At 55.8% G+C, this 26,902-nt stretch carries 27 protein-coding genes; 17 read left to right on the forward strand and 10 right to left on the reverse strand.

Annotated elements, in window-relative coordinates:
- Positions 1-107 precede the first annotated feature (107 nt).
- From dinI to mdtH, 4 genes are all read right to left on the reverse strand, one after another.
- Positions 108-353 (reverse strand): DNA damage-inducible protein I, encoded by a 246-nt coding sequence (gene dinI, locus ACOTXR_RS03755; protein WP_014883351.1) that lies wholly within the window; start codon positions 351-353, stop codon positions 108-110.
- 74 nt (positions 354-427) lie between these two features.
- Positions 428-1,474, reverse strand: coding sequence for a dihydroorotase (pyrC, locus tag ACOTXR_RS03760; protein ID WP_058689765.1), 1,047 nt, complete (start codon positions 1,472-1,474; stop codon positions 428-430).
- A gap of 126 nt (positions 1,475-1,600) precedes the next feature.
- Positions 1,601-2,161, reverse strand: coding sequence for a lipoprotein (locus tag ACOTXR_RS03765; RefSeq protein WP_014883353.1), 561 nt, complete (start codon positions 2,159-2,161; stop codon positions 1,601-1,603).
- Between the two features lie 124 nt (positions 2,162-2,285).
- On the reverse strand, positions 2,286-3,494 hold the full coding sequence (mdtH, locus tag ACOTXR_RS03770) for a multidrug efflux MFS transporter MdtH (protein WP_014883354.1): 1,209 nt from the start codon (positions 3,492-3,494) through the stop codon (positions 2,286-2,288).
- Positions 3,495-3,730: 236 nt separating this feature from the next.
- Between mdtH and rimJ the strand changes: the two genes are divergently transcribed.
- The 4 genes from rimJ (at position 3,731) to murJ (ending at position 7,566) form a co-directional block, all read left to right on the forward strand.
- Entirely contained in the window at positions 3,731-4,315 is a 585-nt protein-coding gene (gene rimJ / locus ACOTXR_RS03775; protein ID WP_058689764.1) for a ribosomal protein S5-alanine N-acetyltransferase, read from the forward strand.
- Positions 4,316-4,324: 9 nt separating this feature from the next.
- On the forward strand, positions 4,325-4,975 hold the full coding sequence (locus tag ACOTXR_RS03780) for a YceH family protein (protein WP_058689763.1): 651 nt from the start codon (positions 4,325-4,327) through the stop codon (positions 4,973-4,975).
- 2 nt (positions 4,976-4,977) lie between these two features.
- Positions 4,978-5,901, forward strand: a complete 924-nt coding sequence (locus ACOTXR_RS03785; protein ID WP_058689762.1) for a Gfo/Idh/MocA family protein — start codon at positions 4,978-4,980, stop codon at positions 5,899-5,901.
- Between the two features lie 129 nt (positions 5,902-6,030).
- Positions 6,031-7,566, forward strand: a complete 1,536-nt coding sequence (gene murJ / locus ACOTXR_RS03790) for a murein biosynthesis integral membrane protein MurJ (RefSeq protein ID WP_045269404.1) — start codon at positions 6,031-6,033, stop codon at positions 7,564-7,566.
- Positions 7,567-7,625: 59 nt separating this feature from the next.
- Here the strand turns inward: murJ and flgN are convergent, their stop codons facing one another.
- The 3 genes from flgN to flgA form a co-directional block, all read right to left on the reverse strand.
- On the reverse strand, positions 7,626-8,051 hold the full coding sequence (gene flgN / locus ACOTXR_RS03795; protein ID WP_014883359.1) for a flagella biosynthesis chaperone FlgN: 426 nt from the start codon (positions 8,049-8,051) through the stop codon (positions 7,626-7,628).
- A gap of 4 nt (positions 8,052-8,055) precedes the next feature.
- The gene (gene flgM, locus ACOTXR_RS03800; protein WP_014883360.1) at positions 8,056-8,349 is read right to left on the reverse strand and encodes a flagellar biosynthesis anti-sigma factor FlgM; all 294 of its coding nucleotides are present in this window, start codon (positions 8,347-8,349) and stop codon (positions 8,056-8,058) included.
- A 93-nt stretch (positions 8,350-8,442) separates the two neighbouring features.
- Entirely contained in the window at positions 8,443-9,102 is a 660-nt protein-coding gene (gene flgA / locus ACOTXR_RS03805; protein ID WP_045269405.1) for a flagellar basal body P-ring formation chaperone FlgA, read from the reverse strand.
- A gap of 157 nt (positions 9,103-9,259) precedes the next feature.
- Between flgA and flgB the strand changes: the two genes are divergently transcribed.
- The 11 genes from flgB to flgL all read left to right on the forward strand — a co-directional run bounded on the left by flgB (position 9,260) and on the right by flgL (position 19,116).
- Entirely contained in the window at positions 9,260-9,676 is a 417-nt protein-coding gene (gene flgB / locus ACOTXR_RS03810; RefSeq protein WP_014883362.1) for a flagellar basal body rod protein FlgB, read from the forward strand.
- Positions 9,677-9,679: 3 nt separating this feature from the next.
- A complete protein-coding gene (flgC, locus tag ACOTXR_RS03815) occupies positions 9,680-10,084 on the forward strand; it encodes a flagellar basal body rod protein FlgC (protein ID WP_013097138.1) in 405 nt (134 codons plus the stop codon).
- An 11-nt stretch (positions 10,085-10,095) separates the two neighbouring features.
- Positions 10,096-10,806 carry a flagellar hook assembly protein FlgD gene (flgD, locus tag ACOTXR_RS03820; protein WP_014883363.1) on the forward strand — a complete coding sequence of 237 codons (711 nt, stop codon included), beginning with the start codon at positions 10,096-10,098 and terminating at the stop codon, positions 10,804-10,806.
- A gap of 26 nt (positions 10,807-10,832) precedes the next feature.
- On the forward strand, positions 10,833-12,041 hold the full coding sequence (gene flgE / locus ACOTXR_RS03825; RefSeq protein WP_014883364.1) for a flagellar hook protein FlgE: 1,209 nt from the start codon (positions 10,833-10,835) through the stop codon (positions 12,039-12,041).
- A gap of 20 nt (positions 12,042-12,061) precedes the next feature.
- A complete protein-coding gene (locus ACOTXR_RS03830) occupies positions 12,062-12,817 on the forward strand; it encodes a flagellar basal body rod protein FlgF (RefSeq protein WP_014883365.1) in 756 nt (251 codons plus the stop codon).
- An 11-nt stretch (positions 12,818-12,828) separates the two neighbouring features.
- Positions 12,829-13,611, forward strand: a complete 783-nt coding sequence (gene flgG, locus ACOTXR_RS03835) for a flagellar basal-body rod protein FlgG (RefSeq protein ID WP_008500810.1) — start codon at positions 12,829-12,831, stop codon at positions 13,609-13,611.
- 57 nt (positions 13,612-13,668) lie between these two features.
- Entirely contained in the window at positions 13,669-14,367 is a 699-nt protein-coding gene (gene flgH, locus ACOTXR_RS03840) for a flagellar basal body L-ring protein FlgH (RefSeq protein WP_003857987.1), read from the forward strand.
- A 12-nt stretch (positions 14,368-14,379) separates the two neighbouring features.
- Positions 14,380-15,477, forward strand: coding sequence for a flagellar basal body P-ring protein FlgI (locus ACOTXR_RS03845; RefSeq protein ID WP_058689761.1), 1,098 nt, complete (start codon positions 14,380-14,382; stop codon positions 15,475-15,477).
- Positions 15,477-16,430, forward strand: a complete 954-nt coding sequence (gene flgJ / locus ACOTXR_RS03850; protein WP_058689760.1) for a flagellar assembly peptidoglycan hydrolase FlgJ — start codon at positions 15,477-15,479, stop codon at positions 16,428-16,430. Before ACOTXR_RS03845 ends, flgJ begins: the two co-directional genes overlap by 1 nt.
- Before the next feature lie 75 nt (positions 16,431-16,505).
- A complete protein-coding gene (gene flgK, locus ACOTXR_RS03855) occupies positions 16,506-18,146 on the forward strand; it encodes a flagellar hook-associated protein FlgK (protein ID WP_014883368.1) in 1,641 nt (546 codons plus the stop codon).
- 16 nt (positions 18,147-18,162) lie between these two features.
- The gene (gene flgL, locus ACOTXR_RS03860) at positions 18,163-19,116 is read left to right on the forward strand and encodes a flagellar hook-associated protein FlgL (RefSeq protein ID WP_014883369.1); all 954 of its coding nucleotides are present in this window, start codon (positions 18,163-18,165) and stop codon (positions 19,114-19,116) included.
- Positions 19,117-19,191: 75 nt separating this feature from the next.
- On the opposite strand, the gene ACOTXR_RS03865 is transcribed toward flgL, so the two are convergent.
- Positions 19,192-20,406, reverse strand: a complete 1,215-nt coding sequence (locus ACOTXR_RS03865) for an MFS transporter (RefSeq protein WP_222834811.1) — start codon at positions 20,404-20,406, stop codon at positions 19,192-19,194.
- 16 nt (positions 20,407-20,422) lie between these two features.
- On the opposite strand from ACOTXR_RS03865, the gene ACOTXR_RS03870 reads away from it, so the two are divergent.
- The gene (locus tag ACOTXR_RS03870; RefSeq protein ID WP_078310215.1) at positions 20,423-21,454 is read left to right on the forward strand and encodes a LysR family transcriptional regulator; all 1,032 of its coding nucleotides are present in this window, start codon (positions 20,423-20,425) and stop codon (positions 21,452-21,454) included.
- 40 nt (positions 21,455-21,494) lie between these two features.
- On the opposite strand, the gene rne is transcribed toward ACOTXR_RS03870, so the two are convergent.
- Positions 21,495-24,611 carry a ribonuclease E gene (gene rne, locus ACOTXR_RS03875; protein WP_058689758.1) on the reverse strand — a complete coding sequence of 1,039 codons (3,117 nt, stop codon included), beginning with the start codon at positions 24,609-24,611 and terminating at the stop codon, positions 21,495-21,497.
- 572 nt (positions 24,612-25,183) lie between these two features.
- Here rne and rluC point away from each other — a divergent pair.
- Positions 25,184-26,131, forward strand: a complete 948-nt coding sequence (gene rluC / locus ACOTXR_RS03880; RefSeq protein ID WP_014883373.1) for a 23S rRNA pseudouridine(955/2504/2580) synthase RluC — start codon at positions 25,184-25,186, stop codon at positions 26,129-26,131.
- Positions 26,132-26,210: 79 nt separating this feature from the next.
- On the opposite strand, the gene ACOTXR_RS03885 is transcribed toward rluC, so the two are convergent.
- Entirely contained in the window at positions 26,211-26,795 is a 585-nt protein-coding gene (locus ACOTXR_RS03885) for a Maf family protein (RefSeq protein WP_023332694.1), read from the reverse strand.
- Positions 26,796-26,902: the final 107 nt, after the last annotated feature.

The raw sequence follows: 26,902 nt of genomic DNA on the forward strand, positions 1-26,902 counted from the left end.
CTTGTTCACGATTTTTAAAGAAGTTGCCGAATTATTTTGAACTTTCTGGAATTTCAGGCAAAAAAAAGCCGGGGCGACCCGGCAAAAAACACAATGAGGGAGCAGTGTTAATCTGTGATGAACCAGTCGTCAGCGCTCTCCCACGTTTCCTGCAGGATTTCGCTGATGCGATCTTTATCTTCTTTTGCACCGCCAATGACGGAAAGGTTGTTCGCCGCGGCGTAACGAACAGTGACGGCGCCTGCATTGTCGGGGAAGGTGTTATGAATACGACGGGATAATTCGCCTGCCAGTGCGTCAAGCGCGCCAGCAGGCAGAACGGTAGTTTTGGCTATGGTGACTTCAATACGCATAAATGCCCCCTGTGTAATATACTGTTTATTTATACAGGTATATTGTTCGTTTGACAACAAGGGGCGTTGATTATTTAGCGTTTTACCGTCCAGTTGACGGTTTCGCCTGCCAGGAAGGGGATCAGCGTATCATCCGTCAGGGCAATGGATGCCTCCACCTGGCTCGCTTTGCGCTCCAGTTCAATGAACGTGTCATTGACCGGCAGGCCGTAAAAGCGCGGGCCGTTGAGGGAGCAGAACGCTTCGAAATGTTCCAGCGCGTTCATCTCTTCAAATACCGTTGCATAGCTGGCAAGGGCCGTAGGGGCGTTGAAACAGCCTGCGCAGCCGCAGCTCGCCTCTTTACGATGGCGGGCGTGAGGCGCGGAGTCTGTGCCGAGGAAAGCGCGTGAGAAACCGCTGGCAACCAGTTCGCGCAGCGCCTGCTGGTGAACGTTGCGCTTAAGGATCGGCAGGCAGTACAGGTGAGGGCGTACCCCGCCTACCAGCATGTGGTTACGGTTAAACATCAGATGCTGCGGGGTGATGGTGGCGGCAATCAACTCGTTGCCGTCACGCACATACTCTGCGGCGTCTTTGGTGGTGATATGTTCAAAGACCACTTTAAGCGCAGGCAGGCGCTGACGCAGCGGTTCCATCACGGTCTCGATAAAGCGGGCTTCACGGTCGAAGATATCAATCTCGGCATGCGTGACTTCGCCGTGTACCAGCAACGGCATGCCCAGTTTCTGCATACGTTCCAGCACCGGCATGATGGCATCAATGCTGGTGACGCCGTGGCTGGAGTTGGTGGTGGCGTTTGCAGGATAGAGTTTCGCCGCCGTAAAAACGCCTTCGTTAAACCCGCGCTCAACTTCGTCCGGATCGAGAGAATCGGTCAGATAGCAGGTCATCAGCGGGGTGAAATTATGTCCAGCCGGGACGGCATCCAGAATGCGCTGGCGGTAGGCAATCGCGGAATCGACGGTGGTGACTGGCGGAACCAGGTTTGGCATGACAATCGCGCGGCCATAAATTTCACTGGTATAAGGCACGACGGTTTTCAGCATATCGCCATCGCGCAGATGGATATGCCAGTCGTCAGGGCGGCGGATTTTAAGAACCTGGGGTTGTGCAGTCATGGAAGCTCCGGCTTGTCAGGAATCAGTCATAAGGATGGCTGTTTTTGCCGGACACAAATCATAAGCGGAAACGTTTTCGTTTGCACACTTTTCCGTAAAAAAAAGGGCGCCGCAGCGCCCTTCAGGTTAATCGGTGAAAGGAATGATGATTTCTCCCGGTTTCACCTCTATCCCTTTTGCGTATTTTTTCGCAAGGGCTTCACCCTTACTTTTGTCTTCGCTTAAGACATACGCCGGTTGCTGATTGAAATAGTTACGCAGCGACTGGTTCAGATAGGGCATCAGGGTTTGCAGAACCGGTGCCATCTTGTCCGGTGAAACCTGCGCATCGACCACTTCCATCTCCTGCAGGAAAATCGCGCCCTTCTCTTTGTTGAAAACCGGAAGTGCCTTCAGCTTGAGCTTGATGTTGGCTTTCTGGTTGCCAAAAAGGGAGGTCATATCAAGGCTGGCATCCCCGGCGAGGGTGACTTTATTGGGCTCTTCACGACCAATCTGACTGGTGAGATTGGTGAGAATGATATGCGCATCGGCAAGGCCTGGCACACCAATGTCTTTGGAGAAATTGTTATGTTTTTCCAGCGCCTGATTAATTTCCTGTTCACTGACGGTGTATTGCGTAAGCTGATTGCAGCCCACCAGCAGGCCGCTAACGATAAATGCGGCGGCAATGACAATTTTCTTCATGGTGTTCCTCAACGAAAAATCGGCGCTTCTGTCCTGTAGCGTCAGTATGTCAGTGTGAAATGGCAGAAACCAGCAGAAAATACTGAGAAGTGAGGCGGGAGAGTTCTCCCGCCAACGAGAAGGATTATGCGCCCGGCTCGAGCATACCGCTCGCGCTGCGCTTCTGGCTGAACTGCCACCAGAGGGCCAGTAACGTCATAAAGCCCACTGCGCCGAGCATCATCCACGGCAGTTCCGGTTGATTCAGCGCTTTACCGGCATCGAACAGCCAGCCGCCACCGGTGTAGCCTAACGCGCCACCAAAGGCCAGACCGAGTCGGCTGAATCCCATATAGCTGCCGCGGGCACGCGCGTCCGCAAGCGAGGCGCTCAGCGTTTCCCGGGCGGGCTCGGCGATGATGGAGCCGATATAGAAGGTGCAAATCAGTGTAAACAGCTGCTGGAGCGAGCTCACCAGACCGATCGGCATCATGCTCAGCGTCATCAGAAACAGCCCGGCCATCAGGCGATGTTCCAGGCGAAAACGCCGTTCGCTCCAGCGGGCGATGGGGTAGAGCAGCGTCAGTGACAGGCAGGCTTCAATGGCGTACATCCATTTAACGGCAGCAGGCGTGCCCGCAATATCGTTTACCATGATCGGCAGCATCAGCATCACCTGCACGGCCAGCATGTAATACCCGGTCAGGGTCAATACGTAGGTGACAAAACGCTTGTCGCGAAGCACGCGACCTAGCCCTTCGCGCACCGGCGCTTTTACCGTCGACAGTTTCCAGGCGGGAAGATAGAGACCGTTAAACAGTGCGCACAGAATAAAGAGTACCGCCCCGGCCGCACAGACCAGACGGAAATCGTACTGCAGCAGCCAGCTTCCCAGCAATGCGCCAACCACCGCGCCGGCACTGTCCTGCATCATCAGAATGGAGAAGAAACGCCCCCGGTGCTGCGGGCGAATCAGCTTCACCACCAGCGCGGTACGGGGCGGGTCAAACAGCGTGCCGCCGATACCTGAGAGGAAGCAGGAGAACCAGAGCAGCCAGGGCTCGTGGGCAACGGCCATCGTGGCAAAGCCTGCCGCGCGGAGCAGCATACCGGTCACGATCATCGGTTTAGCGCCAAAGCGGTCAGCGATCGCGCCGCCAAAGACGCCCAGACCCTGCTGGACAAACTGACGCAGTCCCAGGGCAATACCGACCATTACCGCCGCCCAGCCCATTTGATCGACAAAGCGGATCGAGATGAGAGGGAATACGACAAAAAAGCCGAGCACGACCAGCATGTTATCGACTAACAGGAAATATTTACCCAGGCTCCTCGCCTGTGATACGCGGGACATTTTCCCTCCAGGGAAAATAAGAAGGTGAGCACGCTAACATTCTGCGGTGTCGCCACGTTTTTTCCCACCCCTGGACGCGACAATATTTTTTTATCAAAAGGGTGCTTTGATAGAGAGTTTTCATTGAAAAAGGGGAAAAGAGGTGAAAATGGTATGTCACTGTTTTCACAGACGGCACGGGCGCAGGTATAGTAAAGCTAATGGGCAAGCTGAAGTGACGGGAAGGAGTGGTATTGATGTTTGGCTATCGCAGTAATGTGCCAAAAGTGCGTCTGACAACGGACCGGCTGGTCGTTCGTCTGGTGCATGAGCGTGATGCCTGGCGTCTGGCGGATTATTACGCCGAGAATCGCCAGTTTTTGAAACCCTGGGAACCCGTTCGGGATGAGAGCCATTGTTACCCCTCCGGCTGGCAGGCGCGCCTCAGCATGATTGCGGAATTTCATAAGCAGGGTAGCGCGTTTTATTTTGCGTTGCTGGATCCAGAAGAAAAAGAAATTATCGGGATCGCTAATTTCTCGAATGTGGTGCGCGGGTCGTTTCATGCCTGTTACCTTGGCTACTCTATCGGTCAGAAATGGCAGGGGCAGGGGCTGATGTACGAGGCGTTAACGGCGGCCATCCGCTATATACAACGTACGCAACACATTCATCGCATTATGGCGAACTATATGCCGCATAATCAGCGCAGCGGAAATTTACTGGCGCGCTTAGGGTTCGAGAAAGAAGGTTACGCCAAAGACTATTTGTTGATAGACGGCGAGTGGCGTGACCACGTGCTGACGGCGTTAACCACCCGTGACTGGACTGCAGGTCGTTAAGGAGAAAAGATGAAGTATCAGCTAAACGGTACAGAAGCGCGCGTGATTGGGTGCTTACTCGAAAAACAGGTCACCACGCCGGAACAGTATCCGCTTTCTGTTAACGCCGTGACCATGGCCTGTAACCAAAAAACGAACCGTGAGCCGGTGATGAACCTCAGCGAGCATGACGTTCAGGACGTGCTGGATGCGCTGGTAAAACGCCACTATCTGCGCACCGTCAGCGGCTTCGGTAACCGCGTGACCAAATACGAACAGCGTTTCTGTAACTTCGAATTTGGCGACCTGAAGCTGAGCAGCGCCGAAGTGGCGGTCGTTACTACGCTGCTGTTGCGCGGGGCGCAGACGCCGGGGGAGCTGCGCACGCGTGCTTCCCGTATGCATGAGTTTAGCGACATGCAGGAAGTTGAGCAGACGCTGGAGGGGCTGGCCGCACGTGAAGATGGCCCGTACGTTGTCCGTCTGGCCCGCGAGCCGGGTAAACGTGAAAGCCGCTATATGCATCTCTTCTGCGGTGACGTTGATATTTCAGTTACGTCTCCTGTAACCGATATAACAACTGGCGATGACGATTTGGTTGCCCGTGTGGAGGCTCTGGAAGGTGAGGTTGCCGGGTTGAAACAACGTCTGGATGCATTACTGGCACATTTGGGAGACTGACGGTGAAAAAATTACGCATTGGCGTCGTGGGGCTGGGCGGAATAGCGCAAAAAGCCTGGCTACCGGTTTTAGGGGCTGCGACCGACTGGACGCTACAAGGCGCATGGTCTCCTGGCCGTGAAAAAGCAGAGCGTATCTGCGCAACCTGGCGCATTCCGTATGCCGCCTCCCTGCAGGATCTGGCCCGCGAGTGTGATGCCGTCTTTGTGCATACCTCCACGGCCACCCACTATCAGGTGGTAAGCGAGCTGCTCAATGCGGGCGTCCACGTCTGCGTGGATAAACCGCTGGCGGAAAACGTACAGGACGCCGAACGCCTGATTGATCTGGCGGCGCGTAAAAACCTGACCCTGATGGTGGGGTTTAACCGCCGCTTTTCGCCGCTTTACCAGCAGCTGAAAGCGCAGTCCGGCAATATGGCTTCGCTGCGTATGGATAAGCATCGTACCGACAGCGTAGGGCCGAACGATCTGCGTTTTACCCTTCTTGATGATTATCTTCACGTGGTGGATACCGCGCTGTGGCTGAGCAACGGTAATGCACAGCTGAAAAGCGGCACCCTGGTCACTAACGAACGGGGGGAGATGGTGTACGCGGAACACCATTTTGCCGTTGAGCATCTTCAGATTACCACCAGTATGCACCGTCGTGCGGGCAGCCAGCGTGAGTTCGTTCAGGCCGTCACCGACGGTGCGCTGTATGACATTACCGATATGCGCGAGTGGCGCGAAGAGAAGGGCAATGGCGTTGTTACGCCTCCTGCACCCGGGTGGCAAAGTACGCTTGAGCAGCGTGGTTTCGCAGGATGTGCCCGTCACTTCATCACCTGTGTGCAAAATCAGACGGTTCCTGAAACGTCCGGCGAGCAGGCCATTCTGGCGCAGCGCATTGTGGAAAGGCTCTGGCGCGATGCCATGAGTGAATAATTCGCTGTAACATCTGCCGATAGTAATTCGATGAAATCCGGTTAGACTAAGCGCCGCTTGTTGGCTTTGCCGGGTGGCGCTTACGCTAACCCGGCCTACAAATCCGTATGGTTCTGGAAATTCACGTTAATGAACTTATTAAAATCGCTGGCGGCAGTCAGCTCGATGACCATGTTTTCTCGCGTGCTGGGCTTTGCACGTGACGCGATTGTGGCAAGGGTTTTTGGTGCAGGAATGGCGACGGACGCCTTTTTCGTCGCGTTCAAATTGCCAAATCTGTTGCGTCGTATTTTTGCGGAAGGGGCATTTTCGCAGGCATTTGTGCCTATTCTCGCGGAATATAAAAGCAAGCAGGGCGAGGATGCGACCCGCGTCTTTGTCTCTTACGTTTCGGGACTACTGACCCTGGCGCTGGCCGTGGTGACCGTTATCGGGATGCTGGCCGCGCCGTGGGTGATTCTGGTGACCGCCCCCGGTTTTGCCGATACGGCTGATAAATTTGCACTGACCTCGCAGCTGCTGCGCATTACCTTCCCCTATATTCTGCTGATCTCGCTGGCCTCGCTGGTGGGGGCGATACTGAACACCTGGAACCGTTTCTCCGTTCCGGCGTTTGCGCCGACGTTCCTTAACGTCAGCATGATCGGTTTTGCCCTGTTCGCCGCGCCGCATTTCAACCCACCGGTACTGGCGCTGGCCTGGGCGGTAACCGTGGGCGGCGTGCTGCAGCTGGCGTATCAGCTGCCGCACCTGAAGAAAATCGGTATGCTGGTGTTGCCGCGCATTAATCTCAAAGATGCCGGCGCGATGCGCGTGATTAAGCAGATGGGGCCCGCCATTCTTGGCGTCTCCGTCAGCCAGATCTCGCTTATCATCAACACCATCTTTGCCTCTTTCCTGGTGTCGGGCTCTGTGTCGTGGATGTACTACGCGGACCGTCTGATGGAGTTTCCATCCGGTGTGCTGGGCGTGGCGCTGGGGACCATCCTGCTGCCGTCGCTGTCAAAAAGCTTTGCCAGCGGCAACCATGATGAATACTGCCGCCTGATGGACTGGGGGTTACGTCTCTGCTTCCTGCTGGCATTGCCAAGTGCGGTGGCGCTGGGGATTCTGGCCAAGCCGCTGACGGTGTCCCTGTTCCAGTACGGTAAATTTACTGCCTTTGACGCCGCGATGACCCAGCGGGCGCTGATTGCCTACTCCGTCGGCTTGATGGGGCTGATTGTCGTCAAGGTGCTGGCACCGGGGTTCTACTCGCGTCAGGACATTAAAACGCCGGTGAAAATTGCCATTGTGACGCTGATTATGACGCAGCTGATGAACCTGGCGTTTATCGGCCCGCTGAAGCATGCCGGTCTGTCGCTGTCTATTGGTCTGGCGGCCTGTCTGAATGCCGGGCTGTTGTACTGGCAACTGCGCAAGCAGGATATCTTTACGCCGCAGCCGGGCTGGGCGAGCTTCCTTGTGCGGTTGATTATTGCAGTACTGGTGATGTCTGCGGCATTACTCGGGATGATGCATGTTATGCCAGAGTGGTCCCAGGGCACGATGCCTTATCGTCTGATGCGGCTGATGGCCGTGGTGGGCGTCGGGGTGGTAGCTTACTTTGCCACGCTCGCCGTACTGGGCTTCAAAGTGAAAGAGTTTGCCCGCCGTACGGCATAAACGCCAAAAGGGGAGTTCACCTTAGGGTGCTCCCCACTGCATGATTTGCCGCATATGCGTCAAATCGAAATCTTTTTCACACCCGCAATGCGCGCCGTCGCTGTCTGACCATCCGCACCGTACAGTCCGGTTTCTTTATGCGGCTTCAACACTTCAAGCGCCTGCTGATTACGCTCTATCTGGCCTTCAAGCAGCCAGCCGTTATGCTGGTTGAGGTCGCGCAGGTGCTGGGTTTTTTCCGTTATGGTCTGCCAGCGCTCAACAATATCGTCATTGGCGCTGCGCTTAGGATCCTGCTCAGCGCGTCGTTGCTGCTCCAGATAATCCAGCGTCGCCAGAAGCGAACTCTTATCCTCAGTAATCCGCTGCAGCGCACTGCCGTTGATGTTACCGGAAGAGAGGTGCTGCTGTTCAGCGTCCATTACCGTTTTCAGGTCGTTCAGGACAACCGTCATGTGATCCAGTATTTCTGACAGTCGACTCATACGGTTAGTTACTCTGTAAGAAACTCTGTGCTTCCTGAATCAGGGCATCAGCGATTTTGCTGGTGTCCATTTTCAGCTCGCCGTTACGAATTGCCGTTTTCAGCGCTTCCACACGTTCCATATTGATATCGTTGCTGCCGGGCTGCATCAGTTTTGCCTGGGCATCGCTCAGCGTCACGCTGGTGCTGTTAGACGTTGACGGTTTTTCCAGACGCGTTTTCTGAGGGGTAGCGTCATTCGTTTCGCGAGGCTGTACAGCGCTTACCGGCTTCAGGGCTGATGTACGATCAATGCTCATAGTGTTGTCCTCATCGAGGGTTCGCGGCGTTTGCGCCTGACATCATCATTAGTTGAATATTTATCGGCACGCGCCGCGAAATCTTTAAAAAGATTATAGGTTAATCAGAATATTCCCATCAGAATCGACGGTTCCGCTCACCACCTGGCCTGAGGACATTCTGACGCGGGCGTTTTGCGCGACCGCGGCATTGTTTAACGCTTTCCCTTCACTGTTGATGCTAAAGCCGTCTCCGTTGGCCACAACCATCACCTGCTGTCCCGCTTTGACACGCCATGCCTGGCGCAGCATTGAAAGCTGAATCGGCTGGCCTGGCGCAACATCGCGCAGGCTGACGGCATCCTGTGCCTGGTTCATTTCCAGCATTGTCCGTGGCGGGAGCTGATCCAGGCGCCCGCGCTTCAACGTCACGCTGTTTGCCTGCAGCAGGCTGCCACGCGCAATAGGCACGGCGGCAACAACATAATTGCCCGTCGCCTGAACGGCAACCTGTAAATAGCGTTTTTCGTTGGCGCAGCGAGCCAGCACGTTCACATTGCCCCACAGCTTCGTGGTTCCCGTGACGCTGAATGACGGTTGCTCACAGGTGGGGTACAGATTCGGGGGCGTACGTACGGTAACGGTAACGTCATCGCTAAAGCCTGCCAGCTTTTGGGCAAAGAAAGCCGTTAACTGATCCTGTAAACCTTCAGCCTGCACCAGAGGGCTAAACAGCAAGAAAGCCGCCACCAGACCACGTTTTAACGTTTGCATCGCAAGTTCCACCGTTTCCAGAGTTGACTGAATTCTACCTGCAGTGGTTTTGCATCAACGGAATAAATAGCGACGCATTTTGCGCTTATTCCGTCGATAGGGGAGACCGGGTGAGATTTAAGCTGTGAACTGAAATTTTGCCATCAGCGGAGGAGACATGCTCGATAAACTCGACGCCGCGTTACGTTTTCAGCAGGAAGCGCTCAATTTACGCGCCCAGCGGCAGGAGATTTTAGCCGCCAACATCGCTAATGCCGATACGCCCGGGTATCAGGCGCGCGATATTGATTTTTCCAGTGAACTCAAAAAGGTGATGGAGCGTGGACGTGCCGAAGGAACGGGTGTTGCACTTGCCATGACATCCTCTCGCCATATTCCTGCTCAGGCGATGACCGCGCCAGCGACCGATTTACTTTATCGCATCCCCGACCAGCCATCACTCGACGGTAACACCGTGGATATGGACCGGGAGCGTACGCAGTTCGCCGATAACAGCCTGAAATACCAGACGGGCCTGACCCTACTCGGCGGACAAATCAAAGGCATGATGAACGTCCTGCAGGGGGGCAACTGATAAATGGCCTTGCTGAACATTTTTGATATCGCCGGTTCGGCGTTAACCGCTCAGTCCAAACGTCTGAACGTGGCGGCCAGTAACTTGGCGAACGCCGACAGCGTGACCGGACCTGACGGACAGCCTTACCGTGCCAAACAGGTCGTCTTTCAGGTCGATGCGGCGCCCGGTGCGGCGACGGGCGGCGTGAAGGTGTCTGACGTGGTAGAGAGCCAGGCGCCGGACAAGCTGGTGTATGAGCCCGGTAACCCGCTTGCGGACGCTAACGGATACGTGAAGATGCCAAACGTGGATGTGGTAGGTGAGATGGTGAACTCCATGTCGGCCTCTCGTAGCTACCAGGCGAACGTCGAAGTGCTTAATACCGTGAAGAGCATGATGCTCAAAACACTCACTCTCGGCCAGTAAAGGAGACACGCATGTCCATCGCCGTCAATGTGAATGATCCCACGAACACGGGTGTTAATAACACCCAAAGTTCGACAAGCTCCAGCTCCCTGACGGGAAGTAACGCCTCCGATTTGCAGAGCAGCTTTCTGACGCTGCTGGTGGCTCAGTTGAAGAACCAGGATCCCACGAACCCAATGCAGAACAACGAACTGACGACGCAGCTTGCGCAGATCAGTACCGTGAGCGGCATTGAGAAACTTAACACGACCCTGGGTTCCGTCTCCGGCCAGATTAACAGCAGCCAGTCTCTGCAGGCGGCCAGCCTGATTGGTCACGGGGTAATGATCCCGGGCACCACTATTCTTGCCGGCACCAGCACCACAGACGGTACCTCGACCACCACGACGACCCCGTTTGGCGTTGAATTGCAGCAGGCCGCTGACAAAGTGACTGCGACGATCACCGACTCGACTGGCGCGGTGGTTCGCACCATCGACATTGGTGAGCTGAAGGCGGGCGTTCATACCTTTACCTGGGATGGCAGCCTGGCGGACGGCACCAAAGCACCAAATGGCTCCTACAAAGTCGCGATTAGCGCCAGCAACGGGACAACCCAGCTGGTGGCGCAGCCGCTGCAGTTCGCGCTGGTTCAGGGCGTGATTAGAGGGGGCGACGGCAACAAACTGGATTTGGGTACCTCAGGTACCACCACACTCGACGAAGTTCGGCAGATTATCTAAGCCTTAACACTTATCAGGAGTAAGTCATGGCCTTTTCTCAAGCGGTCAGCGGCCTGAATGCTGCGGCCACCAACCTGGATGTCATTGGCAACAACATCGCCAACTCCGCGACCTATGGTTTTAAATCCGGTTCTGCTTCCTTTGCAGACATGTTTGCCGGTTCCAAAGTGGGTCTGGGCGTCAAAGTTGCGGGCATCACTCAGGACTTTACCGACGGCACCACCACCAATACCGGTCGCGGTCTGGACGTTGCTATTAGCCAGAATGGGTTCTTCCGTATGGTCGATGCAAACGGCTCGGTGTTCTACAGCCGTAACGGCCAGTTTAAGCTGGACGAGAACCGTAACCTGGTGAACATGCAGGGGATGCAATTAACCGGTTATCCGGTTGCCGGCACGCCATCAACGGTTCAGACCGGTGCGAATCCACAGGCGATTAATATCCCGACCACGCTGATGGCCGCGAAGTCCACCTCCACGGCTTCCCAGCAGATTAACCTCAACTCCACCGACACCGCACCGACCACCGCCTTTGATCCGGCTAACCCGGATACCTACAACAAAAAAGGCACGGTAACCGTCTTTGATAGCCAGGGTAATGCGCACAACATGAACCTGTTTTACGTCAAAGATGCGACTCCGGCCAACTCCTGGAAAGTGTATGCCCAGGACGGTAGCGTGGCAGGCAGCACGGCGGCACTGGCCACCACGCTGACCTTCGATAATAACGGGACGTTGACCGGTGGTGGAAACATCAACCTGACGACCGGGACCATCCCGGGTGCGACCCCTGCGACCTTCGCCATGAGTTTTGCTAACTCTATGCAGCAGAACACCGGCGCAAACAATATCGTGGCGACCAGCCAGAACGGCTTCAAGCCGGGCGATCTGGTGAGCTATCAGATCAACGATGACGGTACCGTGGTGGGGAACTATTCCAACGAACAGACTCAGGTGTTGGGTCAGATCGTGCTGGCAAACTTCGCCAACAACGAAGGCCTGAAGTCTGAAGGCGATAACGTCTGGTCGGCTACCCAGTCCTCCGGCGTGGCGCTGCTGGGTACGGCGGGAAGCGGTAACTTCGGTACTCTGACCAACGGTGCGCTGGAAGCCTCAAACGTCGATCTGAGTAAAGAGCTGGTGAACATGATTGTCGCGCAACGTAACTATCAGTCGAACGCGCAGACCATCAAGACCCAGGATCAGATCCTCAACACGCTGGTTAACCTGCGTTAAGCGGCTAACAGGAAAGCGCAATGGATCACGCAATATATACCGCGATGGGCGCGGCAAGTCAGACGCTCAATCAGCAGGCCGTTACTGCCAGCAACCTGGCAAACGCCTCGACGCCGGGCTTTCGCGCGCAGCTGAATGCGTTGCGCGCGGTGCCGGTAGAAGGTCTTTCCCTGCCGACCCGTACGCTGGTCGCCGCCTCTACCCCTGGCGCAGATATGACGCCAGGGCAGATGGATTACACCTCACGCCCGCTGGACGTTGCGCTGCAGCAGGACGGCTGGCTGGCGGTGCAGACCGCTGATGGCAGCGAAGGCTATACCCGTAACGGGAATATCCAGGTTAGTGCAACCGGCCAGTTGACGATTCAGGGTCATCCGGTGATGGGGGAAGCGGGTCCGCTGACGGTGCCTGAAGGCTCTGAGTTGACCATCGCGGCTGACGGTACCATCTCCGCGTTGAACCCGGGCGATCCGGCCAATACCGTTGCCCCTGTCGGACGACTGAAACTGGTAAAAGCGGAAGGCAAAGAGGTGCAGCGTGGTGACGACGGGATGTTCCGTCTGACCCAGGCTGCTCAGGCTACCCGTGGTGCTACGTTACAGGCCGATCCGAGCATCCGCGTGATGTCCGGCGTTCTGGAAGGCAGTAACGTCAAGCCGGTAGCCGCCATGAGCGACATGATCGCCAGCGCCCGTCGTTTCGAAATGCAGATGAAAATTATCAGCAGCGTGGATGAAAACGCGGGCAAGGCTAACCAACTTCTGTCTATGAGTTAACAGGACTCTTTATGATCAGTTCTTTATGGATCGCGAAAACTGGCCTGGACGCGCAGCAAACCAACATGGATGTGATTGCCAACAACCTGGCAAACGTCAGCACCAATGGTTTCAAGCGTCAGCGCGCCGTTTTCGAAGATTTGCTTTATCAAACCATCCGTCAGCCGGGCGCGCAGTCTTCTGAACAGACGACGCTGCCGTCAGGTCTGCAGATCGGTACCGGTGTTCGCCCGGTGGCCACCGAGCGTCTGCATAGCCAGGGCAACCTGTCTCAGACCAACAACAGTAAAGACGTGGCAATCAAAGGTCAGGGCTTCTTCCAGGTGCAGTTGCCTGACGGTACTTCTGCCTATACCCGTGACGGCTCGTTCCAGGTCGATCAGAACGGCCAGCTGGTGACGGCGGGCGGTTTCCAGGTTCAACCTGCGATCACCATTCCGGCGAACGCCCTGAGCATTACTATCGGCCGCGACGGTGTGGTCAGCGTGACCCAGCAGGGCCAGGCTGCGCCGGTCCAGGTCGGACAGCTTAACCTGACCACCTTCATGAACGATACCGGTCTGGAAAGCATTGGTGAGAACCTCTACACCGAAACGCAATCCTCCGGTACGCCAAATGAAAGCACGCCGGGCCTGAACGGCGCGGGTTTGCTGTATCAGGGGTATGTAGAAACCTCCAACGTGAACGTGGCGGAAGAGCTGGTGAATATGATCCAGGTTCAGCGCGCGTATGAAATTAACAGTAAAGCAGTCTCGACGACCGATCAGATGCTGCAAAAACTGACGCAACTCTAAGGTGTAGCCCGGTGCGGTAAACGCCGCACCGGCTCCCTGTTTTCGAAGATGAAGGCAATGCAAAAAAACGCGGCGTTTCGTTATCCGATACTGACTGTCCTGGCCGTCACCCTCAGCGGGTGTGCCTGGATCCCGTCTAAACCATTGGTCCAGGGTGCGACGACTGCCCAACCCGTTCCTGGCCCTGCGCCAGTGGTAAACGGCTCTATTTTCCAGACCGCGCAGCCGATTAATTACGGTTATCAACCGCTGTTTGAAGATCGCCGCCCGCGTAACGTCGGCGATACATTGACCATTGTTCTGCAGGAAAACGTCAGCGCGAGCAAGAGCTCGTCGGCGAATGCCAGCCGCGATGGCAAAACCAATTTTGGCTTTGACACCGTACCGCGTTATCTGCAAGGGCTCTTCGGCAATGCGCGAGCGGACGTTGAGGCTTCCGGCGGCAATACCTTTAACGGTAAAGGTGGCGCGAACGCCAGCAATACCTTTAGCGGTACGCTGACGGTCACGGTTGACCAGGTGCTGGTCAACGGCAACTTACACGTTGTGGGTGAAAAACAGATCGCCATTAACCAGGGCACTGAATTCATTCGCTTCTCGGGCGTGGTGAATCCACGCACCATCAGCGGCACCAACACCGTTCCGTCCACTCAGGTGGCGGATGCGCGCATTGAGTACGTCGGTAACGGCTACATTAATGAAGCGCAAAATATGGGTTGGCTGCAGCGCTTCTTCCTTAATTTATCGCCGATGTAAGCGAGGTGACCCATGTTTAAATCGATCTTCGCCGTGGCGCTGGTTCTGGTGGCTACCTTTGCCCAGGCTGACCGTATTCGCGATCTCACCAGCGTTCAGGGCGTACGCGAGAACTCGCTGATTGGCTATGGCCTGGTGGTGGGGCTGGACGGTACGGGTGACCAGACAACCCAGACGCCATTCACGACGCAGAGCCTGAACAACATGCTTTCCCAGCTCGGTATTACCGTTCCGGCGGGAACCAACATGCAGCTGAAAAACGTGGCTGCGGTCATGGTCACGGCCTCTTACCCGGCGTTTGCACGCCAGGGGCAGACCATTGATGTGGTGGTCTCCTCTATGGGGAACGCCAAAAGCCTGCGCGGCGGTACGCTGCTGATGACGCCCCTGAAAGGCGTCGACAGCCAGGTCTATGCCCTGGCACAGGGTAACATTCTGGTCGGCGGTGCGGGGGCCTCAGCTGGCGGTAGCAGCGTGCAGGTGAACCAGCTGAACGGCGGACGCATTACCAACGGCGCGATCATTGAGCGAGAACTGCCGACCCAGTTCGGCGCCGGGAATACCATCAACCTGCAGCTGAACAACGAAGATTTCACCATGGCGCAGCAGATCGCCGACACCATCAACCGCAGCCGCGGCTATGGCAGTGCGACGGCGCTGGATGCCCGTACCGTGCAGATCCATACCTCCACAGGCAGCAGCAACCAGGTGCGCATGCTGGCCGATATCCAGAATATGGAAGTGAACGTCCCTGTTCAGGATGCCAAAGTGATCATCAACTCCCGTACGGGCTCCGTGGTGATGAACCGGGAAGTCTCGCTGGATAGCTGCGCCGTGGCGCAGGGTAACCTCTCCGTGACGGTTAACCGTTCTGCCAACGTCAGCCAGCCGGATACCCCATTTGGTGGCGGCCAGACGGTGGTGACGCCACAAACGCAGATTGATTTACGTCAGAGCGGTGGTTCTCTGCAGAGCGTACGCTCCAGCGCCAACCTGAACAGCGTCGTGCGTGCTCTGAATGCGCTGGGTGCCACGCCGATGGATCTGATGTCCATTCTGCAGTCCATGCAAAGTGCAGGCTGTCTGCGCGCCAAACTGGAAATCATCTGATGCTGACCGATAGCAAACTGTTGACCAGTGCCGCCTGGGATGCCCAGTCGCTCAACGAACTGAAAACCAAAGCAGGTAAAGACCCGGCGGCGAATATCCGCCCGGTCGCCCGCCAGGTGGAAGGGATGTTTGTACAGATGATGCTGAAAAGCATGCGTGAAACCCTGCCGAAAGACGGGATGTTCAGCAGCGATTCAACGCGTCTTTACACCAGCATGTATGACCAGCAGATTGCGCAGCAGATGACCGCCGGTAAAGGCCTCGGTCTGGCTGACATGATAGTCAAACAGACCGAAGCCGCGCAGGGGATCCAGCCGAAAGATGAGCTGCAGCAGGTACCGATGAAGTTTGACCTGCAAACGGTGACCAGCTATCAGAACCAGGCCCTGACGCAAATGGTGCGTAAAGCGATACCGAAGGCGACGGTGAGCAGCGACGAGCCGCTCTCCGGTGACAGCAAAGACTTTCTGGCGCAGCTTTCGCTGCCGGCCCGCCTTGCCAGTGAGCAGAGCGGTGTGCCACACCATCTTATTCTGGCCCAGGCCGCGCTGGAATCCGGGTGGGGCCAGCGCCAGATCCGTAAGGAAAACGGCGACCCGAGCTTTAACATCTTCGGCGTGAAGGCCACCTCCAGCTGGAAGGGACCGACAACGGAGATCACCACCACCGAATACGAGAACGGTGCGGCGATGAAGGTGAAAGCGAAATTCCGTGTTTACAGCTCCTATCTGGAAGCATTGTCCGACTATGTCGGTCTGCTGAGCCGAAATCCACGTTATACCGCCGTTACGCAGGCGGCGACGGCGGAGCAGGGCGCTCAGGCCCTGCAAAACGCAGGCTACGCGACCGACCCGAACTACGCTCGTAAGCTTACCAGCATGATCCAGCAGCTGAAATCCATGGGCGAGAAGGTCGGTAAAGCCTATAGCACAGATATTGAAAATCTGTTCTGAAAGTTCTCAAGTCCCGGTGGAGGTTGCCGATAACCTTCATCAGGACTCGTGTCTGAACGTATAAAAGGAACCCCCATGTCCAGTTTGATTAACAGCGCCATGAGTGGCCTCAGTGCCGCGCAGTCGGCACTCAATACCGTCAGTAATAATATTTCAAGCTATAACGTGGCAGGTTACACCCGCCAGACCACGGTACTGGGTGCCTCTAACAGCACGCTGACCGGCGGTGGCTGGGTGGGTAACGGGGTGTATGTCTCCGGTGTCCAGCGTGAGTATGACGCTTTCATTACCAACCAGCTCCGCGCCGCGCAGACCCAGAGCAGCGGCCTGACGACGCGCTATCAGCAGATGTCAAAAATTGACGATGTGCTCTCCGATACCACGAACTCGCTTTCGACCACCCTGCAGGATTTCTTCAAGAGTCTGCAAACGCTGGTGAGCAACGCCGAAGACCCGGCTGCACGTCAAACGGTGCTGGGTAAAGCGGACGGTCTGGTGAATCAGTTCAAAACGAACGATCAGTATCTCCGTGACCAGGATTCACAGGTTAATACGGCGATTTCTACCAGCGTCGATCAGATCAATAACTATGCGAAGCAGATTGCCAATCTGAACGATCAGATTTCCCGTCTCACCGGTGTTGGCGCGGGTGCATCGCCTAACGAACTGCTCGACCAGCGCGATCAGCTGGTGAGTGAACTGAATAAGATTGTCGGTGTTGACGTCACCATACAGGACAGTGGCACCTACAACATCTCTATCGCCAACGGCTACAGCCTGGTACAGGGCAGCAACGCAAGCCAGCTGGCGGCGGTGAAATCCAGCGCGGATCCTGCGCGTACAACCATTGCTTATGTGGATGCCGTAGCGGGTAGCGTGGAGATCAAGGAAAAACAGATCACCACGGGGTCGCTTGGGGGGCTGTTAACGTTTCGTTCTCAGGATCTGGATCAGGCGCGAAATACGCTTAACCAGATGGCGCTGGCGTTTGCTGATGCCATGAATACCCAGCATCAGGCTGGCTTTGATGCAAACGGGGACCCAGGCGGTAAACTGTTCGACTTTGGATCTCCGGCGGTGCTGAGTAATGGCAAAAATACCGGAAGTGCGTCTGTTACGGCCACGATGACGGACAGTACTAAGGTCCAGGCGACAAACTATAAAGTTGAGTACAACGGTACTGACTGGACAATCACGCGTCTTTCAGACAACACCAGCTTCACGGCCCAGCCTGATACCAGTGGTAATCTGTCGTTTGATGGTCTCAACGTCAATATTAGTGGCTCAGCCAATACTAAAGACAGTTTCATCGTCAAACCAGTGAATGACGTTATCATCAATATGGACGTTACGATTAGCGACGAGTCCAAACTGGCGATGGCTTCAGCGAATGGAAGCGGAGCAAGCGACAATACCAATGGCCAAAAGCTCCTGGATTTGCAGAGCGCCAGGCTGGTGGGTGGGAATAAAACCTTTAACGATGCTTATGCCTCACTGGTCAGTACGGTGGGTAGCACCACGGCGTCGCTGAAAACCAGCAGTGAAACCAAAGTTAACGTGGTGACGCAGCTTACCAAACAACAGCAGTCAATCTCCGGGGTTAACCTGGATGAAGAGTATGGCAACCTCCAGCGCTATCAGCAGTACTATCTGGCGAATGCGCAGGTGCTTCAAACGGCGAGTACGCTGTTTGATGCATTGATCAATATCCGCTAAGGCAGAGGCATAAAAAATGCGTATTAGTACTCAAATGATGTATGAGCAAAGCATGCGCGGCGTGACGAACTCCCAAAGCCTCTGGCTAAGCTACGGCGAGCAGATGTCTACGGGTAAGCGCGTCAACCGTCCTTCTGACGACCCGATTGCCGCCTCGCAGGCCGTTGTGCTCTCTCAGGCTCAAACACAAAACAGCCAGTATGCGCTGGCGCGCTCCTTCGCTACGACAAAAGTTTCGCTGGAAGAGAACGTGTTATCGCAAGTGACAACCGCTATCCAGGCTGCTCAGGAAAAGATTGTCAATGCGGGCAACGGCACGTTAAGTGATGATGACCGCGCTTCGCTGGCAACGAACCTGCAAGGTATTCGCGATCAGCTAATGAACCTGGCTAACAGCACGGACGGTAACGGTCGCTATATCTTTTCAGGATACAAAACCGAAGCGGCGGCTTTTGACCAGACTACGGGTGACTATAAGGGCGGCGGGACGCCAATCAGCCAGCAGGTTGACTCCGCGCGCACGATGCAAATAAGCCATACGGGCGCAGAAGTTTTCGACAGCTTCACCAGCAATGCGAAACCAGAGCCGGCGGGGAGTACGCAGGAAACGAATTTGTTCAAGATCCTCGACACCGCTATCGGGGCGCTGAATACGCCGATTGGTGATGACGAAACGAAAGCCGAGGCGTTTACTGCGGCTATTGATAAAGCCAACCGTGGCCTGAGCAACTCTCTCAACAACGTTCTGACCGTGCGCGCCGATCTCGGCATTAAGCTGGATGAGCTAGGGAAGCTGGATTCTCTGGGTGAAGACCGAGCTCTGGGCCAGACCCAACAGATGAGTGACCTGGTTGACGTGGACTGGAACTCGGTAATTTCATCCTACACCATGCAGCAGGCGGCCTTGCAGGCCTCGTATAAAGCGTTTAGCGATATGCAGGGCATGTCTCTGTTCCAGCTGAACAAATAACATCTTGACCTCTTAGAACATGTCTTGAAACTGGGCATGTTTTGCTGCCCAATCCGTCTGGATTGGGCATTTTTTTTATGCCATTTCCGCCGGCGCTGAGGCGAGGCGGGCGCTTTCAACCAGACGGATTGCCAGCGCAATGATGCCGCATACCGTTGCCAGAGCGACCACGCCCGTCCAGCCCGCCAGCGTATAAATATTGCTGCCTAATGCGGAGCCCAATGCCATGCCGATAAAGATCACGGTAAAGAGCAGGGCGTTAAGACGACCGCGCGCCTGCGGTTCAAGGCTATAGACCAGATTCTGGTGTGCAACCAGGCTGGACTGCAGACCCAGATCGAACCCGACGGCAGAGAGGGCAATCAGAACCAGCTGTCCGTGCACCCCCAGCGCGGGCATCAGGAACATCAGGGCAAACGAGATGGTCACGAGGATTGCACCGAGCTGCGTGACTTTCCCGGCACCCAGTTTGTCTGCCAGACCACCCGCCAGCGGCGCGGCTAACGCACCGGCCGCACCGGCGATACCAAAACCACCCGCGACTGCACTCCCGAGGTGATAGCGTTCCAGCAGCATGACCGCCAGCGTAGACCAGAAGGCACTAAAGGCAATCGACAGAAAACCCTGAGCCAGCGCCGCACGGCGCAGAGCGGGGTAACGACGCCACAAATGCGCCATTGAGCGCATAAGCGCGGGATAGCTCAGCGTGGAGTGAATGGCAAAACGAGGAAGTACCGCCCACATCACCACGCCGATAAATGCGATATTTGCCGCAGCCAGCTGATACATCACGCGCCAGCCGAACGCTTCGCCCACGACACCGCTGACGGTTCGGGAGAGCAAAATCCCCAGCAGCAGACCGGTCATCACTGTACCCACGGTTTTCCCCTGTTTACCTTCCGGCGCAAGAATAGCCGCTGCCGGGACAATATCCTGCGCCATGGTGGCGGCCATGCCGATGAGCAGACTCGTCAGCAGCAGGGAGTGGATCTGTCCGGTCAGACTACAGCCAAGAAGAAACAGCGCCAGCGCAGCACTTTTTATCAGTATTAATGTCCTGCGGTCGTGGCGGTCGCCGAGCGGTAACAGGAACAGGATCCCTAAGGCATAACCGGCCTGGGTGAGCGTAGGGACCATGCCCATTCCTTCGATACTCAGGTGAAGGTCTGCGCCCATCAGGGGCAGCAGAGGCTGGGCATAATAGATAGATGCCACGCTAAAGCCAGCCCCGAGTGCCAGCATTAAAATGACCCAGCGGCTTACGGCATGGGCGGCAGTGGTTGTTTTCATAAGACATTCCTCATTCATGGTGTACGGCTATTTTTTACCAGGACGCCTTGCGACGGTAGCGGGCCCGGTGGTAAAACGCTTATACGTTGAACGTATAAGTGGAAAGATAATGAAAAGAGTTGAGCGTATAGACAGGGTGGAGTTAATGCGAACGTTTGTCCGTATTGTTGAGGCTGGTTCACTCTCTGCTGCGGCACGCCAGCTGGCAACAACCCAGGCCACGGTGAGTCGACGGCTGCAATCGCTTGAGACGATGTTGGGCGTACGCCTGATGTTGCGCACCACCCATACGACACGGCTGACGGATGACGGTGAACGCTGCTATCAGCACGCTCGTCGGGTGATTGACAGCTGGCTGGCACTGGAAGATGAGGTGGGGCAGACGGAAGATGAACCGGTAGGTGTGCTGAGGGTGCGGGCACCGCACGCGTTTGGTCAGGATCAACTCCTGCAACCGTTAACCGAGTTTTTGCAGCGTTATCCGCAGCTTTCCATTGAGTGGTTGCTCAACGATCGGTCGGCTGATTTTCTCGGTGACAACCTTGATTGTGCTATTCGGGTGGGGGCAGAAGTCGATCCGGCGACCGTATCCGTGCTGCTGGCGGAAGTGCCGCGCTCGGTGGTGGCATCTCCGGCATTACTGGCCCGTTTCCCGGCGGTTAACACGCCTGAGGATTTGCAACCGTTTCCGTGGATTGCCATTAACTCTTTCTACCAGCGTCATGTAGAGCTTTTTCATGATGCTTCGTCAGCCACCGCGCGAATTGACATTACTCCGCGCCTCAGCACTGACAGCCTGTATGTTGCACGTAAAACGGCACTCACCGGGCTGGGTGTGGCGGTAGTGTCAAGCTGGACGGTACATGACGATATTCGGGAAGGGCGGCTGGTGCATGTGCTGCCAGAGTGGCAACCGGCGGCATTACCGGTGCATCTGGTTTATCCCTGGTCTCGTTATTATCCTGCGCGTTTGCGGCGTTTTCTGGAGTTGATGCGGCAGGTCATGCCGGAGGTCACGGGAATGAGAAAGCCCGTGCAGCAGCCATAAAAAAGCCGACCCGAAGGTCGGCTTTCAGCGCCAGCGTCCGTTATTCAACAGACTGCGGACGGGTGGCTGGTGCAGTAGCCTTGTGCGTAGCACTGTGACCACCGGCTGCACCTTTACCTTCGAAGTTGAATTCCGGGCGAACCCAGTCGCTGTGACGCGGTGCTTCAGGCACATAATCCGGTGCCGGAGCACGTGTCATCGGCGCTGTTGCAACGTGAACTGGCGCAGGCGCGGCGACAATCTTAACCGGCTCTGGCTCCACTTCAGGCGCTTTCACGTCTTCGACAACCGGTTCAACCTGAATCTCAACGTCCTGAACAACGTCTTCAGTGGTGGTTTCGACGATGGCTTCAGCGGTCTCTTCCACTGCGGCTACAGGTTCAGCCTCTTCAGCGACGTCCTTAGCGACCACGGCATCTTCTTCAGCAATCAGCTGTGGAGCGGCTTCAACCGGCGCGGCAATCACTTCAGGGTGCGTGGTTTCGACTTCTACAGCCTGAGGTTCTGCTGTTTCAACAGCCTGAGGCTCAACCACGGTTGCGGCTTCAGTCACGACCTCTTCAACCGCGGCGACAGGTGCAATCACCTCTTCGGTCACAGCCTGTTCTTCAACAGCCTGCTCCGGGCGAGCAACCGGGTAACGGATCCAGACTTTGCCGGATGCCATTTCAGGTGACGCGCACGCGACGGTCAACGGCATTGGAGACTGAGTCGGGTAACGCTCGTCACGGTAACGACGACGACGCTGGCCGCTGACGCGCAGATGACGCGGAGAACGACGTGAACGGCGCGGCATGCCTGCGTTGTCACGGTTTTCCCCATTCTCATCCTGCTCAACGTGATTTTCCACAACGGCTGGCAGATCAACTTTTGCAATCTGCGTACCCGTTGCGGCTTCCGGTACTTCAGCCGCTACAGCTGCGGTTTCTTCTGCCTGAGGAGCACCAATGCGCACTTTCTGCGTCAGCTGGCGCTGCTTACGACGTGGCATAACCTGAGTACGTTCTTCCTGCTCGCTGTCCTGCTGCTCTACAGGCTCTTCGCGGTTCAGATTTTTGACTTCCTGCTGCGCCTGACGTTTCTCGTCGTTACGACGACGGCTACGTTCGCGACGTGGCTGCTGGTCGTCACGCTGTTTGCCCTTCTCAGACTCATCGCCCGCCTGCTGGCGAATTTCACGATCTTCAACGTTCTGCTGTTGTTTCTCGCGACGGTTGCGACGGTTGTCTTCGCGTTGCTCACGGCCTTCGCTGTTGTCTGAACGGTTGTCACGACGGTCGTTACGATCGTTACGGTCGTTGCGGTCATTACGATCGCGGCGGTTGTTCTGACGTTTACGACGATCCTGCTGACGCTCAGGTTTAGCCGCTTTTGGTTCTTCTTTCGGCTGCTCTGGCTGGACTTCTTCACCCGCAAACATCTTTTTCAGCGCGCCGAAGAAGCGGCTCAGCAGACCCGGTTGCGCCGGCTGGGCTTTCGGTGCAGCGGCTTCTGGTTTCTGCACGACAGGTTTAGTGACTGGTTTTTCCAGGGCCGCTTCTGGCGGTGCTTCTGGCATGATAAAAGTGGCTAACGCAGGCTGCTCTGGCAGTTTGCGCTCGGCGGGTTCCTCATCGGAAGGCAGCGCCATCTCTTCTTCGTGCAGTTTCGGCAGCAGATAGCTGAGCGTGCTGGTCTCTTCACCTTTACGGACACGCAGCACGTGGTAGTGCGGGGTTTCCATCTGGTCGTTTGGCACGATGATGCAGCGAACGCCGCCCTGACGTGCTTCGATAGCACTCACCGCAGCACGTTTTTCGTTCAGCAGGTAGGAGGCAATTGGCACAGGGACAATGGCGTGAACCTCTTTGGTGTTCTCTTTCAGCGCTTCTTCTTCAATCAGACGCAGGATAGAGAGGGAGAGAGATTCGTTATCACGTACGGTACCGGTGCCGGAGCAACGCGGGCAGACGTGATGGCTGGATTCACCCAGCGACGGGCTCAGGCGCTGGCGGGACATCTCCAGCAGGCCGAAGCGCGAGATATGGCTAATCTGGATACGTGCACGATCCTGACGTACCGCTTCACGCAGGCGGTTCTCGACCGCACGCTGGTGGCGGACCGGCGTCATGTCGATGAAGTCGATAACAATCAGACCACCCAGGTCGCGCAGGCGGAGCTGGCGGGCGATTTCATCTGCGGCTTCAAGGTTGGTGTTGAAGGCGGTCTCTTCGATGTCACCGCCGCGTGTGGCACGTGCGGAGTTGATGTCGATTGCGGTCAGCGCTTCTGTTGTATCGATTACGATAGAACCGCCAGAGGGCAGGCGCACTTCACGCTGGAAGGCGGACTCAATCTGGGATTCAATCTGATAGTGGCTGAACAGCGGGATTTCGCCGGTGTACAGTTTGATTTTGCTGGTGAAATCCGGACGACCCAGTGCGGCGATGTGCTGGCGAGCCAGTTCAAGCACTTTTGGGTTGTCGATCAGGATTTCACCGATGTCCTGACGCAGGTAGTCACGGAAGGCACGCACGATAACGTTGCTTTCCTGGTGGATCAGGAACGGAGCAGGGCGGCTTTCTGCAGCTTTCTGGATAGCTTCCCAGTGCTTCAGACGGAAGCTTAAGTCCCACTGCAGCGCTTCGGCAGATTTGCCCACGCCTGCGGTACGCACGATAAGCCCCATGCCATCCGGCAGCTCAAGGCTTGCCAGCGCTTCTTTCAGCTCGGTACGGTCATCACCTTCGATACGGCGAGAGATGCCACCCGCACGCGGGTTGTTTGGCATCAGCACCAGATAGCTCCCTGCCAGGCTAATAAAGGTCGTCAGTGCAGCACCTTTGTTGCCACGCTCTTCTTTATCAATCTGGACGATAACTTCCTGACCTTCACGCAGAACATCTTTGATGTTTGGGCGGCCATGGGCGTTGTAGTTGGCAGGGAAATATTCGCGGGCGATTTCTTTCAGAGGGAGGAAACCATGACGCTCAGCACCGTAATCAACAAATGCAGCTTCAAGGCTGGGTTCAATGCGGGTGATTTTACCTTTGTAAATGTTCGCTTTTTTCTGTTCGTGTCCAGGACTTTCGATATCCAGATCGTACAGGCGCTGCCCATCCACAAGGGCGACACGCAACTCTTCTTGCTGAGTTGCGTTGATTAACATTCTTTTCATCGTAACTTACTCGTTATTCTTACATTGACGACAAAGCTGCGGGCAAGGTGACGCTTTCCGGGGTATGAACCGATGGCCTCGTGTCTGTTCACGTCGCCAACCTCACGGTTGTCGCTCGCTTAAGAGGCGCAGAGTGTCGGTTGCCTGTATTTCATACGGAAACACAGCGCAATTATCAGGGGAATTGCCTGGGTAGAACTCTCCAGAGAACAATCCTTATACCGGGAAGTACTGCAACCCGCAGCCCGCTAACTGCCTGAAAGATCAATACGTCTTACGCCATTGCTGCGTGGATGATCGGTCAGGCAAAATTGGTCATTCCGTCAACATCCTTACGTAACCAGGATTTAACACGGAAAACGGCTTCATTATTCCACTGCTCGCCGGGTTATAGCAAGATGACTTTTACCAATTATCACCCGGTTACTCACAGTTTCTTCACTTCAAAACGGTGATTGGTTTAATAACCACCAAATCGATTGCGTGAAACGGGGTGCAGGCCGGACAAAAGTAAATATAAGCATAGAAAAATGAGTGGCGCTAATGGCTGACGATATTTAGAATCGCCAACCATGAAAACAGAGACTCCAGCCGTAAAAATGGTTGCTATCGCGGATGATGACGCGGGGCAACGTATCGACAACTTTTTGCGTACCCAACTGAAAGGGGTGCCAAAGAGCATGATTTACCGCATCCTGCGTAAGGGCGAGGTGCGGGTTAACAAAAAACGCGTGAAGCCCGAGTACAAACTCGAGGCGGGTGATGAAGTGCGCATTCCGCCGGTGCGCGTTGCCGAGCGTGAAGAAGAGACCGTTTCACCTAAACTACAGAAAGTGGCGGCTCTGAGTGATGTGATCCTGTATGAAGACGACCACATTCTGGTGCTGAACAAGCCGTCAGGGACCGCAGTCCACGGCGGTAGCGGCCTGAGCTTCGGCGTGATTGAAGGCTTACGCGCGCTGCGTCCGGAAGCCCGTTTCCTCGAGCTGGTTCACCGTCTTGACCGCGATACTTCCGGCGTGCTGCTGGTGGCGAAAAAGCGTTCCGCGCTGCGTTCCCTGCATGAGCAACTGCGTGAGAAAGGCATGCAGAAAGATTATCTCGCGCTGGTGCGCGGTCAGTGGCAGTCCCATGTGAAAGTGGTGCAGGCGCCGTTGCTGAAGAACATTCTGCAAAGCGGTGAGCGCATCGTCCGCGTAAACCAGGAAGGGAAACCGTCTGAGACGCGCTTTAAAGTTGAAGAGCGCTATGAGTTTGCCACGCTGGTACGCTGCAGCCCGGTGACGGGGCGTACCCATCAGATTCGCGTGCATACCCAGTTTGCGGGCCATCCGATTGCGTTTGATGACCGCTATGGCGATCGCGAATTTGATAAGCAGCTGGCGGGAACCGGCTTGTCTCGTCTGTTCCTGCATGCGGCTGCGCTGAAGTTTACCCATCCGAATACCGGGGAAGTCATTCGTATTGAAGCGCCGCTGGATGAGCAGTTGAAACGCTGCCTGAAGGTTTTGCGCGGCTGATTATGTGCCGGGTGGCGCTGCGCTTACCCGGCCTACGAAACCTGTAGGCCCATGCAAGCGAAGCGCCGCTGGGCAAACGTCACAGGGTCAGCGGATTACACGCTTCTCTGCGTAACATCTGGCACAGCGCTATCAACGGTAACCCCACCAGCGTATTCGGATCGCGTCCGTCCAGCTTGTCGAATAGCGCAATCCCCAATCCTTCACTTTTAAAACTTCCCGCACAGTTCAGCGGACGCTCCCGGCGTACATAATCCATGATCTCCTGCTCGCTGAGATGGCGGAAGTGCACGTCAAAAGGCTCACACTCCGTTTGCAGATGACCAGAGGCGGAGTTATAGAGCGCCAGACCCGTATAAAAGGTCACAATGTTGCCACGCGCCTGCATAAGCTGTTTGAACGCGTTCTCTTCAGTGTGCGGTTTACCTGTTATTTCTCCGTCCAGCACACAAACCTGATCGGAGCCTATAATCAAGTGTGAAGGATAGCGCGCGGCGAGCGACTGTGCCTTCTCCTTAGCGAGACGGCTCACCAGATGTCGTGGTGATTCACCAGGCTGTGGCGTTTCATCAACATCCGGTGCGGCACATTCAAACGGGATCCCTAGCTTTTCCAGCAACATTCGGCGGTAAGGAGAAGTGGAGGCAAGGACGAGATTTGGCATATTTTTATCACCAGATATAGCGTATCGATGCCAGCCATTTTAAACTACAGGCCGCAATGTGTGCGAATAATTGGCAAAAGGCAGCTCTGGTTGCCTTTTTCTTTGAC

Source organism: Enterobacter cloacae complex sp. IR53030 (assembly GCF_049238365.1).
GTDB lineage: Bacteria > Pseudomonadota > Gammaproteobacteria > Enterobacterales > Enterobacteriaceae > Enterobacter > Enterobacter kobei.